The following is a 13,325-nucleotide window of genomic DNA, read 5'->3' as shown; positions in this document are numbered from 1 at the left end:
GTCAAACACTAGTGTTCCGCTCGTCAGACACTGGCATGTATCGTGACAAACACTGGTGTGTATCATGACAAGCACTAGTGTCTGACAAGAGAAACACAAGTGTCTGACAAACGGAATAGAATAGCTTAACTCATAACCCATCAGAAAGAAATGAATTTTGCATGAAATTACACTTATAGGAGTGTTGCCTCACACTCCTATAAGCGTAAGGCAACACTCCTATAAGTGTAAGCCTACGCACTTAAGTGTGTAAAAGCCGGTAATTATCAGAACATCATTTTCCCAATTTGCTCTTTCTTCGGGCTCTTTATTGCTTTATCGAATATATGTTGTACATTTGCAATGCTCTCTTATTATCGCATCGGCAGGTAAACCTGCCTATTGTCGTGGCAGGCATTTTTATGCCTGCTTGCGTGCATTCTATATGGGCGGTTTCGTACCCCCGTGTAGAGTGTTAATGCACCTACTGCCGATGCGTTGGTGGAGAGCAATGGGACAGGCGAAACCGCTTCTTTTATTTCTATAAATCTACCCTTCCGTCCTTCTCATTGAACCTTATTTATTCACCATTCAAATTTAATGCTTATGGAAGCTATTTTGAACAAAGAGCAGGTTCGCCCGGGGGACGAAACTCAATTTATGCACGCAGCCTTTACATCCGATGAGGAAATGATGACGTTCTATCTTACGCTTAATCGGTTAGTTAATCCAGTAACTTATTTTATGCAGCGGACGGATGTGGAACGATTAACCAATTTACTCAGAATGCTTGGAAAATTCCAGCACTTTACCGACCTTTTCGATGTCCATCAATCTATGGGAATAAAAGTGCTTACCGAGGGATTTGGTTTGTATATGATGCAGCAAACGGTCTCCAAAAAAGAACGTTTACTTGCTGCCGAACATGTCGGCTATCAGACTAGATTCTTTATGGACATAATGAAAGAGAGTGCTTATGCCAAGATAATGACAAAGATACTCTGTTCGCACATAGAGAATGTGAAATATCTATTGGCGCAGTTAGAAGAAGTGAAAGACGAGAACACCGGGGAGAATTTATAGTTTTGAAACACTATTAAAAAAAGCCGGCTGCCTGGTTTTTACTCCAGATAGTCGGCTTCTCTTGATTATTCTTATACCTATTCAATAATATGTTCTACTTTCTACAATCACATATCGGGTAATTCCTTCCTTCGGATGAAATTACATTTTCGTAATATTACACAATGACACTTTGTATTTCTAATTATCCGAAAATAGTAAATTTGAGTCCATCTACCTTTAAAATCATATTATTCTATCTTATAAATAAGAGAAATATTTTGCCAACAGTTGTTCCGGCTGTACCTCTCCCTTCTTCAATCTTTCCACATCCAGGGACATCAGGCACTCACTTACCTCTTTCGTACCATCAGTGCAAGCCCGAATAAAAGTTCGTTCTCCTTCCGTCACCACTTCAATATGGCTGAAGCGAGCAAGGAATGCATCTTTCTTTTTACCGGTATAGTTAATGGAATAACTCTTCCGGCGTACAGTCTCATCATCAACAAGGAGTACCTGTTTATCTACCAAATCTTGAATATCACGTAATGCCGTATCAGATGAACACTTTGCCAAGCCAGCCCAGTTCTTGCTTGTAATCTTGGCTTCATATCCATCCAGAAAAAGATTGAGCATCTCTTTTTGCCGTTGAGTCATAGGAGTCTGAGCAAAATATGCCCAAAACAGACTCTTACATAATACACGGCTCAGCAGAATATCAGAATGCAACAATGCTTGTTTCAAAGTTGAAATATACCAAACTAACCATTGCGTTATATCACCGTTCCCACGCTGCACTGTTTCTAAAATGCAGTAATATTCCTTCTTGCTTTGATTGATTTGCGAAGACATATTATAAAAGCGCATCCGGCTCTTATCACCACGTGCCAGAAAAATATCGGCAATAATGCGTGAAAGCCGTCCGTTTCCGTCTTCAAATGGATGGATTGAAACAAACCATAAATGAGCAATGGCGGAACGAATTATAGGTGACTGAGACAGATTGGCATTAAACCACTGCAAGAAAGCCTCCATTTCCACTTCTACCCTATCAGGAGAAGGAGCCACATAATGGACTTTCTCATGACCGAATCTGCCGGACACAATATGCTCCTCACAAGTTCGATAACGCCCTGTCTCAATGGGTACACCACTACTGTACCCTGTAGGAAAAAGAGCAGCTTGCCAACCACACAGTCTGTCCTTGGTCAATGCTCTCTCATAATTATGTAGTGCATCCAACGTTACCTCAACCACAGAATCTACCCGATGGGAAGGAGCCACAAACGACTTAGTATCTATCCCAAGTTTCGTAGCGACAGAAGAACGGACTTCCTCAGTATTTAATACAACTCCTTCAATTTCGGAAGAATAAACAATGTCAGAAACGATATTTTCGGCAGTCAGCATCAACTGGTTCTCAAAGCCTATGCTCTCCAAGCGTCCGTACAATTTACCTTGTTCACGGCAGACTTCGTCCAAAAAAGAGGATATCTCTTCCTGATTCCAGTAAAAACTTGTCCAATTCTCTTTCTCATGTATATACATAACCGCATATTTTGCGGCTAAAATAGTAATTATTAGCCGCAAATGCAATATTCTAGCCTATAAATATTCTTTAGTCACAAGCAAACCAAGCCTTATTTCTGCTTTTCCGCCCACTTCAACCGGCGAAGGTCCGGCAACTGGGTAACTTTAAAGTCCTCAAAGATGGCTTCGAAACCATTTCCGTCAGGCGATGCACCCATGAGTCCCACTTGTACAGGGCAGTTGTCTTCCAAATAGCAAGTGCGCATCATCTTGTATTCTTTATCATCGAACGAGTAGAACACCTCGGCAGCATCCAGTCTGCGGAGAATTTTAATCCATAAAGATCGGGGGGCTTTATCAAGTTCTATCACGCTCCAGTCCGATGTGTTGTGTGTTACCACTGTGCTAACATTCTGTTTACCGCCCACATATTCGACTCCGGTCTTTATCCAGTTCTTATGGTCGGTACGAAGCATCAGACCCATTTGGTCGAAAGTAGTCTTGTAATTTCCGGTAATTTTTACCTTCACTTCAAACTCTCCTCCATAGGTTGCATAATAAAATGGAGCATCATCAACGGTAAAACCATAATGAGTAATCCGCCAATAATCCGTCTTCCCCGGAACCTGCATGACGAACGTTGTCGGGTTCTTAATCTCCCAACCTTCCGGTTCATTGAACCACTGCATTTTGTCAAAACTCTGTGCCATTGTTTTCGATGTTGTTAAAAGGGCAATTGCTATCAGCGTACCCATTAAAATTCTTCTCATAAATAACTTTATTTTAGATTTTTATCGGTTTGACTTAACCGATTGAAGAATAAACTTTTAGCGAATTATTTGAGAAATAGAGGTAACGATTTAGCAACTGTGCGAATTTCAGCGTTTTGCGTTGCTATGCTGTCAAATAACTCTTTCATTGGCAAATATAATATCTTTTTCCGAAAGTACAAACTATCGGCGGCTATTTTACAAAGGCGACTTGCTTTATACTACTTCTCATTTTCATACCTTTTTGATTTTTAGTTGTTCATCCAAAGATACTTAATATCCATAACTGTTCTCATATTTGATATTTGAATTTTTGCAATATTTTTTAATTAACTCTCTCTATAGAAAGCTATGCAGAATTCTATCACCTCGTTACAGTGTTCAGCTTGTTGGGGATATATATATTCTTTATTTTCCCGTATATATTTAGCTATTTCATACAAGATATCAATGTGATACATACTGCAATTTTGCATATCAAACAATAAACGCACAAATTTAATCCCGATATATGTACTTGTAAGTTCTTCCTTGTCATTTTTCCAGTCTATATAATCATAGACTCTATTTATCAATTCGTCCCGTTCATCTACATTTGAAACCAAGGCAAGTGCCAACAGACCGTTTATACAATATCTTTTTATCCGGATAGCTTCTTGTGGATCTTCTATCAAATCGGTATCGTTCTCATGTAAAAAGGTCTGTATTTCGTTTCTTAGTTCATCATTAGCATTAGTCGCCCGATTTGTTGATAAGGAAGCATTAAAAGCTCTATCTAAAAGGCTGTTTATATGGTCAATTGTTTCTTTGGTTGTAGGATTCATGTCTTCCATGTGCAACAATTCTTTGGTAACTTTCACGACCATCTTTTCCGGTTCTACCAAATCTGCCTGATAAACTCCGATTTCATTTAGCTTATTTTTGTCCTCAACAGAAGTTACATAAAGCGTTACTTTACCCTCTTTATGAAGTCGGACGGCAAACAGATTTCCCCTATATTGTTTCAGGGAGTTCTTGTCAAATGTCGTATTTAAACGCCATGATTGCCTTATGCCTAAATCGGATGTGGATGTCCAATGTATAGTCAAACCGTCAGGAGGAAGAAGTGATTCATTGCTGATTGATGCCCGAACATATACTTTATTAATAATGGATATACCAGCATAATAATTATCCTCACTTGACTGCATTGATAATAGATGTATATAATCATCTGCTTCGGGTGTTTTTAAAAGAAAGACGCCATAATGGCAGCGTTGCCAACGTTTAAAACCTATCTCTTTACAAAATATGCTGCATAACAATAGGAAAATAATAGCCAACAGTATTGCATTAGCTTTATCCTCTTTAAACAATTGATAGATTATTGTTTCCATATACTCACTTTGGGTTAATTCATTGCCAGTGCCAGTGTATACTACATATAACAGATATAATAATAGATACAACAAAGCATATACATCCTATAATCATATCTCCCTTACGGCATAAGCTCCCTTGCGGATTTAGAAAAGCCGCAAAGAAAAATAGGGCAGTAATCGTATAAGGCAATAGCTTGCAATAAAAATCACGTGAATCATAACTTGGATAGTAAAGAGTGATTATTCTTAATAGCACTCCAATGACTGCTATCAGAGTTATGTTTAAATATAATCTGTCTATTGAATCCATACGCTCAAAATATTAAGCTTATCCTTTCTTTTTTATTGTCCCAAAGATACCCCGCCACCCCTAAACTCCCTTTTCGTTTCCCGTCCATTCTTTTTCGATAATCGTCTGCAAAAGGATATTTAACGGCTTCATTTGTCCTTTTGCCCAAATATAAAACAAAATCCCGAAAATACAGTGATTTACCATATTTTTATTCTTCTGATGCCTGATAAAAGACTTCCCTCCTTTGTCTTATATCGCTCCGCATCCCGAACTTTCCCCGAAATTCATCTGGCAGAACTCCGTCAGGTACGATTGCGACACAAACCCGCATACCTCTGCCTGTAACAATTCTTCACCCGGCATATTCCAACGGCTTCCCCTTGACGAGCGTTGCCGTCTGCCCGTCACTGAACCCGACAAGACGGCAGAGGTTTTCGATACGGAGCATTTCACGGAAATAGGGAAACCATGCCGCCGCCCGTGCGATTACCGTTTTCAGAAACGATATTTCCTGCTTGTGCCTCGCTTCCTTGTCCGCTATCTCCCTGCGGTGCTTCTGCTGTATCTCCGCCATTTGTCGGCTGTGGTCTGCCTGCATGGTCTGTATTCGGGCTTGCAGGGCTTCGATGGCTTCCCCGTGCGTGGCTACCTCCCTGTGCAGGGCGGCGTTCTCCCTCTCCAGCGTCTTGACCTTGTTACTGCCGAAAAGAGAACCGACGCTCTCGGCGATGTTGGCGGCTGCGGTGGTCGCCGCCCCTTTCAGCTTCTCGGTCTGTATCTCTTTTTTCGCCCGTTTGAGCTCCTCCCGTGCCGTTTCTTTCTGACGCTGCAAATCCACTACCTCCGCTTTGAGGCTGTCGGCGAGTTTCTTCGTTTCATTGTAATACTGCTGCGTGGACTTGTGCCGTGCTTTCGAGCCGTCTATGCCCCTTTGGAGCCCGTATTTCGCCATCGCCTCGGCGTAGGTGTCTTGGTAGGACTTTAGTTTCAATCGTGTCATAATATCGTCGGCACACAGCCTTACGGTGTCGGTCGGCTTCTTGCGGTATCGCTTCTTCGCCTGCTCCTCCCTTTTGCGGCGCTTGCGCTCTCCCTTGACGATGGGGACGAGCGTGACGTGTATGTGGGGCGTTTCCTCGTCCCGATGCAGGTGCGCTGCCACGATGTTCTCCTTCCCGAACGTGTCGGCGAAGTATTTCATATTGTCGGCGCACCACTCGTCCAAACGCCCCTCCCTTTCGATGCGTTCCATGTCCTCGTGCGTTCCCGACACGTTGATTCGGATTGCCCGTACTTGGTTGTTTCCGATTTTGCGTGTCAGCCACGCTTCTTCCAGTCTTTTCTGAATAGCCGCCGAACGGTCTTTTATCCCGTCGGGGTAGGCAACGAGTTTTCGGTTCAGGTGCGTGCGTGTGGGGTCTGCGTTCTTCGGGATGATGAAACGCTCTATGTGGGCGGTCGTTCCGCTGTCGGAACCGTGCGCCTTTTCCATGTGCAATACTACGAAACCCATATATATTCCTTTCTTTTTTAGCTTGTGAAACAATGATTCTTTGTATCTTCGGGGGCGGCAAACAGCCGTCCCCGACGGGGTGTGCAGAGGGGCTTGCCCCTTGCCTTATTGGGGAATTTTCAGCGATACGGAGTATTGCGGCTCGGAAAATTCCCTAATAAGCTACGGTATTTTCTCCGTAAATACCCTGCGGCGTGCCGGTGGTCTGCCCGTGTCTTATCGGCTCGGCGGTTGAATCCGCTTTCGGACTTGGCTGTCTGCACTCGTTGTACTGACTTTGCTGACAATACCGAAGCCCATCTTATTATTTTTCCCTTTCGGTCGGTGGTGGGCTGCGGGGCGGTCGTTTCCGTTTTCAAAGGCTTCTTTGCTCGGGGCGGTCGGATGCAAGGTTTAGGGGAAGAATACTACCCGAAGCATGAGGGTGGAGATTGTTCCCCTAACGGCGTAGCCGCCCGACCTTGCAGCCGACGGAAAGCCCCGTGCTTGCTTCGCCTTTGTAAACGGGAATGACTGTTCCGCTTTCCTGCGGTCGGGAAACAGCCCCTTTCCGTCCGTGTGACGGTATGACCGTATGAATGTATGACCGTGTGACTGTATTACGGACTGATACCCCGACCGACTGACCGTTACGCCATCCATCGGCGGCTCGGCTCGGTGTCGGCAACGACAGACACGATAACCGTCGTTTTCTCTTTTCGCCCGTTCATAATCCTGTCTAATAATAGCTTGCGGACTTTCGCCGCCCCGAACGATTCGACACGGAAAGCGAGGGCGGCTATCGTTTCGAGGTCGTAAACCTCTATGCTGCTTCTGTCCGATAGACGGACAAGGCGTTTGATACCGCACTCTTTCAAAACGCCGCTCTTGCAGAGTGCCTTTATCCCTGCCCGAACCGTCGGGGCGACAACCCCGAACAATTCACAGATTTCCCACTCGGTCATGGCGGTTGCGCCTATATCGGTCGGTAGGGAGATATTGCCGTATTCATCTGTCGTGATGATGTTCCTTTCTTCTTTCATCGGTATGCTGTTTTAAGGTGACTAAATGGCTCGGCAGATATTCTTCTCCATCTCCTCCAGCTTGTGCGACAAGGTTTCCATGTCTTGGCTTATCTTCTGGGCGGTGATTTTGGCGTATATCTGCGTGGTCTTGATGTTCGTGTGCCCCAACAGGCGGCTCACGGTTTCGATGGGTACGCCGTGCGACAGAAGCACGGTCGTGGCGTTCGTGTGGCGGGCTACATGGTAGGTCAAACGAACCTTGAAGCCGCATTGTCTGCCTATCTCTTTGAGTATCTTGTTGCAACTGCCGTTGCTCGGAACGGGAAAAACATGACCGTCCCTTGCAAGTCCCTTGTATTTCTCGATGATACGCTTGGGAACGTCCAAAAGACGGATGTTCGATTCGGTGTTGGTTTTCTTTCTTCGGGTGATTATCCACAGGTTGCCGTCGAAGAATGTTTGCAGGCGGTCGGCAGTGAGGTTCTTCACGTCCGAATACGCCAAACCCGTGAACACGGAAAAGACGAACAAGTCCCGTACGAGTTCATGGCAGGTGTTCTTCATCGGTGCGTCCATGAGCGTCTGTATCTCCTTTTGGGTAAGGTAGCCCCTATCGACGCTTTCGGGAGAGTTGATGTACCCTGCAAAGGGATTGAACGGCAGACGTCCGTCGTTCCTCGCTATGGAAACGATGTGTTTCAACACGATCATGTAGCCCCACACGGTATTGGTGCGGCATTTCTTCTCCGTGCGCAGGAAATACTCGAAGTCGTTGATGAACGTGAGGTTGAGTTCCTTTAGCGGAATATCCTCACGCTTGTAGGTATGGGGCAGGAACTCCCGAATATGGCTGCAAACCGTCTGATAGCGTCGGAATGTACCCTGCGCCCTGCTGTGCCCGACTTTCTTGGCAAACTCGGCGTTGTGCTGCTCGAACAGCTTCAGCAAGGTTTCCTGCTTGATGCCGATACCGAGATAGGCGTCTTTGAGCTTGGCGGCGGTAACATACCCGTCCGTCTGCATCAATTCTTGATAGCGGCGGTTTACCTCCACTCGGATTTTATCCACCGCGAGGTTGATTCTCTGCGCTTCGACGCTCTTGCCCGAAGCACGGTTGTTCTTCACGTCCCACAACCGCAGGGGAACGTCCATCTTGCAACTGAACTGTTTAATCTCTCCGTCCACCGTAAGGCGGCACATCAAAGGCAGGTTGCCGTTAGGCTTCTCGCTGCCTTTCTTCACGTAAAATAAGACCTTGAATGTACTTCGCATAACTCACTCCTTTTTTTGGTTACAAAATTAGTTTATAGTGAGTTACCGACAGCTATGTAGAATTACGCAAATCGCAGAAAAAGAACCATTTAGCAAGAAATCCGCACCCGTTACGGGGGTAATGAGGTGGTAACTGAACTTCTGCACCGTTTGGCTGTATCGTGGTTTTCTTTGGCTTTTCGCCAAGAGAAAAATATAGCGTAACGAACGATATTTCAGCTAATTCGCTACGCTTTACTCAAATTTGCAAATCCGCTATGTGTTTATTTTAATACCTTTGCAAAGGTAAATCACCGCTTAACGATATGCAATAGTCATAAATGACCATTAGTGAAAAATGAAACAATTCACCGACCTTGCTAATACTCTGCAAAAGCAGTCTTTTACTTCCCAAGCACACGAGGAAGTAATAGAAGAACATAAGCTGGTAGCCCGGATGTATGCAACCTTCGAAAACTCAATCGCCGTGTTGAGTGACTTGAAGAGTAACCGGAGCTATATCTATTACGGGGCATTGGCAAAAGCCCTCGGTTTGTCGGACCAAGGCAGCATTGAAGAGATAGATTCAATCTGGGAAGACGAGATATACTCAAGAATACATCCCGAAGACCTTGCGGCACGCCATCTGCTGGAATTGAATTTCTTTCATCTTTTGCGGAAAACTCCTGTTGAGCTACGCCCGAACTTACGAACGCACAGTGTCGTCAAAATGAAAGATGCGGAAGGGAAATACATATCTGTGCTACACCGCACCTTCTACCTGCAAAGCTCGGCAAACGGTTCTTTATGGCTAGCACTCTGCCTCTATAATTTTGCAACTGACATCGACATCAGGCAAGGCTTCGGCGGAATAATTCAGAATACCGCCACCGGTGAAACAATACATCCCGGCAATGAATTCTCAGAAGATATACTCTCCTATCGCGAATATCAGGTATTGTCGCTGATTGAGCAAGGATTATCCAGTAAAGAGATTGCAGTCCACCTTGGTATCAGCAAGAATACTATAGACCGCCATCGGCAGAATATTATTGATAAACTACGCGTAAACAATGCCATTGAAGCCATTAAAGTAGCCAAAACCTTGAAAACCCCAAAAGGGTAATCAAGGTTTAAATATATTCTGTTGGTACCTACCTAGAAAATATACTGCACTCCTACCTGATAGCCAATATACAGTTGTTCTATCTTAGTGCCGCTACATCTTTTCCAGAGGTGATTACCCGGTAATACCCTGGTATTTGCAAGATTATCGGTTTGAATATAATTAATGCTCGGTCCACCGAACAACTCGAAATGAGGAGCAATGCGGAAAGCAGGCATAAGTGCATAGCCTGCCTTGAGCGTTTGGGTATCGGAGAAGTTATTCAAGTTCTGCACTTTCAGTTCATTATTGAGTCTCAACCAGGACGCAATATGGATGCGTGCCCCAAGACCTCCTTCAGTCACAAAAGAACTACCTTCCACCTTATGATTATAACCTACGCCAAGAATGCCATACAGATATTTACCTCCCGAACGAAAAGCCGCAACCGTACTCCCTGTTTCATCGTAAGAAAGCGATACGCTATACTCTCCATTCTTAATAATATTAATCAGGGCAATAGGATAATCACTGCTTTCCGCAATATTAATTAATCCGGCAAACTGAACACCTGATACATTCTTTGCAATATTCAGCAGACCACCAAACTGTACACCCGAAACATCGTGTGCAACATTCAGCAATCCGCCAAACTGCAAACCGGAAATATTCTTTGTAGTATTTAGCAGCCCAGCAAACTGAACCCCTTTCATCTCTCCCGAAATATTAGTCAGTCCGGCAAATTGCAATCCCTTCCCGCTATTTCCCACATAATTATATAATCCCGCAAACTGCACACCCGTTGCATCGTTACCTATAATATTTGCAAGTCCACCAAAAGCAACGCCTGTCTCATTCTTCGATATGCCGACCAGCATATTAAACGAGAAAGCATTGGTATATGCCGGCGCCTGCATACCATTCGTACTTAGAGGCGGAACAAAACTAACATGTACAGCAGACTTCTTATCCTGCGCAAAACCAGCAACATAGATAGATACACACAAAACAATAGCTAAAATCTTCTTCATTTTTTCTTCTTCTTAAATTCAACAAATAATAATCTGCTGCAAAAGTATGCCTTATAGAAACCATGTCCAAGATCAATTTGACGAACTCCCCCTTTACTTATGACGAATTCCCCCTAACCTATCGCTTTAATGCGTATTTTTGCAAAATGAAAAGAATACCCCTCAATCACCCCAAGCTAATTATTGTCCTGTTCTGGCTGCTGATTTTCTTTACTTTTTGGATACAGTTCCTACGGCTTGCCTCAGTGTTGGAAGTAACATTACTCATCCTCTCTATTATGAGCATTTACATCCCTACAAACCACTACCTGAGTAACCATTTGCTGAAGAAAGCCATTTACCGGAAGAAGCTGTTCCCCTTTCTTTACCAATACTTGACTGCTTCACTTTTTATGACAATGGTCATAGCAGTTATCTTTTTTTGTTTCAGGCATATGGAGAGCATCGGACTGTTTGCCCCCTCACGCCTGTTTTTCCATGACGACACTATCCTGAACGATATTGCCAGTGTCTTGCCGGGAACATTCATCATCAATCTTGCCTTCTGCGGACTGCGCTTCTACTACGAACATGCCCAGCTAGTGACCATTAACCACCAGCTTCAGTTCAAAACGTTACAAGAACAGATTACGCCTCACTTCATGTTCAATGTACTGAACCACATCCATATACTGATGCAGGAGGATGTCGAAAAAGCCTCTTCCCTACTGGTGAAATACTCCGAGATATTGCGTTATCAGCTCTATCAGGGAGAGAAGAAATTCATCAGTCTGGAACAGGAAGTACAATTTCTAGTGAACTACATAGACGTGGAGCAAGTGCGATGGGAAGACAAACTGAACGTAGCCTGCACATGGAGCGTAACGAATGGCAAAGCACAAATACCACCACTGCTACTAATTACTTTCGTAGAAAATGCCTTCAAGCACGTCTTCGGAACAAATACAGCAAAAGGTTTCGTCAACATATCCTTAGAACAAAAGGAGAATGAACTCTCCTTGACTATAGAAAACTCAAGTACCCCACAACCAGAAAAAGAAGATTCCGGTATAGGACTGGAAAACGTACGTAGGCGCCTCGACATCCTCTTTCCCGAAAGACACACGCTGGATTGCCATGTTACAAACACCACCTATAGTACCCTGCTCACACTAAAATTATAACGCAACCATGAAAACAACACCTATTCCGGTAGATACTCCGGTCTTGAAATGTCTAGTGACTGACGACGAGCAGATAGCTGTACGCGGCATTGTGAACTATATAGGGAAACTTGATTTTCTCACCGTCTCAGCTACTTGCTCATCGGCAATAGAGGCATCCGAAATACTGAGAAGCCAAGAGATTGACCTCATGTTTTTGGATATCAACATGCCCTTAGTTTCGGGTCTACAATTTCTGGAAACCTTAGAGAATCCTCCGATGACCATATTCACAACCGCCTATTCGGAGTATGCCCTGGAAGGTTATCGCCTCAATGTAGTTGATTATCTGCTGAAACCGATTCCCTTTCAACGGTTCTTTCAGGCAGCGTCGAAAGCACAAGAGATTTATAAGTCGCGCATCATCTTTCAAGAAAACAATTCAGAAAGAGATACAGGCGTCTATATCCGCCAGGACGACACATTTCAAAGAATTGTATGGGAAGATATCATGTATATCGAAAGCATGCAGAACTATCTGAAGTTGCATCTAAAAAGCAAAACCATCGTCATTCACCAGACAATGGTTTCGCTAGAAGAAATGTTGCCTGAAGGATTGTTCTTTCGCATACATCGCTCTTTTATAGTGAATTTGTCGTACATTGAGAGTATAACAGGTACAAGGCTTTTTATTGGTAGCAAGGAGTTACCTATTGCACAGGCTAGAAAAGAAGAACTGCTGAATGACGTTGTATATAAGAAGCTCTTAAGTAAATAGGAGAGGCTAGTGATTCGCTTATTTCACACTTGCCAGTAACATTGCTGCATTGCTATCATTCAAGTCATAAACTGCCTTTTCTATATTGCTGTCATAAGCATTGCTGCGAGAGTTCCAACGGGCGTAATTTACAGCTACTTCATTGTTAGAGTATTCAACATTCATCTTGAAGTAAGGAACCCAAGCTTCTTTGGTGCTGTCCCATTTGGCAGCCTCTTTGCTGGTTACGCGGTTTTCATTGTCGTAAGAATAAGTATAACGCAAGTGACGGAACAGGTAACCACCTTCATTGCGGTAGATATTCTTGGCGGTCATTACTTCGCCAGTCATCTCGTTATTGGTTACATACTGAGTAGGATTGCTTGCACTTGCTGAGAAGTTCATTACACTTGCCATTACTACTGCTATCATCACAACTGCTTTGGAGATTAAGTTCGTTTTCATAATCGTTATTTTTTTATTGTTATTACTTCGTTTTCTGAAGAGGTGTTTTTGTCAACCGCCTTC

General features: G+C 43.8%; 12 protein-coding genes and 1 pseudogene. 4 read left to right on the top strand and 9 right to left on the bottom strand.

The window, feature by feature from the left end; genetic code table 11:
• The first annotated feature begins 585 nt into the window (after nt 1–585).
• Nucleotides 586–1,062 carry a hypothetical protein gene (locus Q1W14_RS07680; protein ID WP_300700398.1) on the top strand — a complete coding sequence of 159 codons (477 nt, stop codon included), beginning with the start codon at nt 586–588 and terminating at the stop codon, nt 1,060–1,062.
• 240 nt (nt 1,063–1,302) lie between these two features.
• On the opposite strand, the gene Q1W14_RS07675 is transcribed toward Q1W14_RS07680, so the two are convergent.
• The 7 genes and pseudogenes from Q1W14_RS07675 to Q1W14_RS07645 form a co-directional block, all read right to left on the bottom strand.
• Nucleotides 1,303–2,589, bottom strand: coding sequence for a Fic family protein (locus Q1W14_RS07675; RefSeq protein ID WP_300700397.1), 1,287 nt, complete (start codon nt 2,587–2,589; stop codon nt 1,303–1,305).
• 92 nt (nt 2,590–2,681) lie between these two features.
• Nucleotides 2,682–3,341, bottom strand: coding sequence for a DUF1349 domain-containing protein (locus Q1W14_RS07670; RefSeq protein WP_300700395.1), 660 nt, complete (start codon nt 3,339–3,341; stop codon nt 2,682–2,684).
• Nucleotides 3,342–3,670: 329 nt separating this feature from the next.
• Complete coding sequence (locus Q1W14_RS07665; RefSeq protein WP_300700393.1) at nt 3,671–4,717, bottom strand: hypothetical protein; 1,047 nt, start codon at nt 4,715–4,717, stop codon at nt 3,671–3,673.
• A gap of 632 nt (nt 4,718–5,349) precedes the next feature.
• Nucleotides 5,350–6,507: pseudogene (gene mobV / locus Q1W14_RS07660) on the bottom strand (MobV family relaxase); the annotation flags it as partial.
• A gap of 119 nt (nt 6,508–6,626) precedes the next feature.
• Nucleotides 6,627–6,866 carry a hypothetical protein gene (locus Q1W14_RS07655; RefSeq protein ID WP_300700391.1) on the bottom strand — a complete coding sequence of 80 codons (240 nt, stop codon included), beginning with the start codon at nt 6,864–6,866 and terminating at the stop codon, nt 6,627–6,629.
• Between the two features lie 270 nt (nt 6,867–7,136).
• Nucleotides 7,137–7,529 carry a hypothetical protein gene (locus Q1W14_RS07650; protein WP_300700389.1) on the bottom strand — a complete coding sequence of 131 codons (393 nt, stop codon included), beginning with the start codon at nt 7,527–7,529 and terminating at the stop codon, nt 7,137–7,139.
• A gap of 21 nt (nt 7,530–7,550) precedes the next feature.
• Nucleotides 7,551–8,783 carry a site-specific integrase gene (locus Q1W14_RS07645; protein WP_300700387.1) on the bottom strand — a complete coding sequence of 411 codons (1,233 nt, stop codon included), beginning with the start codon at nt 8,781–8,783 and terminating at the stop codon, nt 7,551–7,553.
• A 337-nt stretch (nt 8,784–9,120) separates the two neighbouring features.
• Here Q1W14_RS07645 and Q1W14_RS07640 point away from each other — a divergent pair, with 337 nt between their 5' ends.
• Nucleotides 9,121–9,888: a LuxR C-terminal-related transcriptional regulator gene (locus Q1W14_RS07640; RefSeq protein WP_300700385.1), complete on the top strand. Its 768-nt coding sequence runs from the start codon at nt 9,121–9,123 to the stop codon at nt 9,886–9,888.
• Nucleotides 9,889–9,920: 32 nt separating this feature from the next.
• Here the strand turns inward: Q1W14_RS07640 and Q1W14_RS07635 are convergent, their stop codons facing one another.
• Nucleotides 9,921–10,898 (bottom strand): hypothetical protein, encoded by a 978-nt coding sequence (locus Q1W14_RS07635; RefSeq protein ID WP_300700384.1) that lies wholly within the window; start codon nt 10,896–10,898, stop codon nt 9,921–9,923.
• 146 nt (nt 10,899–11,044) lie between these two features.
• Here Q1W14_RS07635 and Q1W14_RS07630 point away from each other — a divergent pair, with 146 nt between their 5' ends.
• Together Q1W14_RS07630 and Q1W14_RS07625 are read left to right on the top strand one after the other, a co-directional pair.
• Nucleotides 11,045–12,061, top strand: a complete 1,017-nt coding sequence (locus Q1W14_RS07630; protein ID WP_300700382.1) for a histidine kinase — start codon at nt 11,045–11,047, stop codon at nt 12,059–12,061.
• Nucleotides 12,062–12,068: 7 nt separating this feature from the next.
• Nucleotides 12,069–12,818 (top strand): LytTR family DNA-binding domain-containing protein, encoded by a 750-nt coding sequence (locus tag Q1W14_RS07625; protein ID WP_300700380.1) that lies wholly within the window; start codon nt 12,069–12,071, stop codon nt 12,816–12,818.
• Between the two features lie 18 nt (nt 12,819–12,836).
• On the opposite strand, the gene Q1W14_RS07620 is transcribed toward Q1W14_RS07625, so the two are convergent.
• Nucleotides 12,837–13,262 (bottom strand): DUF3836 domain-containing protein, encoded by a 426-nt coding sequence (locus Q1W14_RS07620; RefSeq protein ID WP_300700378.1) that lies wholly within the window; start codon nt 13,260–13,262, stop codon nt 12,837–12,839.
• Nucleotides 13,263–13,325 lie beyond the last annotated feature (63 nt).

The organism is Bacteroides sp. (assembly GCF_030151085.1).
Lineage (GTDB): Bacteria > Bacteroidota > Bacteroidia > Bacteroidales > Bacteroidaceae > Bacteroides.
Note: the sequence above shows the minus strand (reverse complement) of the source record. Positions and strands in the feature narration are given on the sequence as shown.

Excerpts from the sequence above, each read along its gene's own strand:
- Q1W14_RS07680 (WP_300700398.1), top strand. The coding sequence starts at position 586 with ATGGAAGCTATTTTGAACAAAGAGCAGGTTCGCCCGGGGGACGAAACT.
- Q1W14_RS07675 (WP_300700397.1), bottom strand. The coding sequence starts at position 2,589 with ATGTATATACATGAGAAAGAGAATTGGACAAGTTTTTACTGGAATCAG.
- Q1W14_RS07670 (WP_300700395.1), bottom strand. The coding sequence starts at position 3,341 with ATGAGAAGAATTTTAATGGGTACGCTGATAGCAATTGCCCTTTTAACA.
- Q1W14_RS07665 (WP_300700393.1), bottom strand. The coding sequence starts at position 4,717 with ATGGAAACAATAATCTATCAATTGTTTAAAGAGGATAAAGCTAATGCA.
- Q1W14_RS07650 (WP_300700389.1), bottom strand. The coding sequence starts at position 7,529 with ATGAAAGAAGAAAGGAACATCATCACGACAGATGAATACGGCAATATC.
- Q1W14_RS07645 (WP_300700387.1), bottom strand. The coding sequence starts at position 8,783 with ATGCGAAGTACATTCAAGGTCTTATTTTACGTGAAGAAAGGCAGCGAG.
- Q1W14_RS07640 (WP_300700385.1), top strand. The coding sequence starts at position 9,121 with ATGAAACAATTCACCGACCTTGCTAATACTCTGCAAAAGCAGTCTTTT.
- Q1W14_RS07635 (WP_300700384.1), bottom strand. The coding sequence starts at position 10,898 with ATGAAGAAGATTTTAGCTATTGTTTTGTGTGTATCTATCTATGTTGCT.
- Q1W14_RS07630 (WP_300700382.1), top strand. The coding sequence starts at position 11,045 with ATGAAAAGAATACCCCTCAATCACCCCAAGCTAATTATTGTCCTGTTC.
- Q1W14_RS07625 (WP_300700380.1), top strand. The coding sequence starts at position 12,069 with ATGAAAACAACACCTATTCCGGTAGATACTCCGGTCTTGAAATGTCTA.
- Q1W14_RS07620 (WP_300700378.1), bottom strand. The coding sequence starts at position 13,262 with ATGAAAACGAACTTAATCTCCAAAGCAGTTGTGATGATAGCAGTAGTA.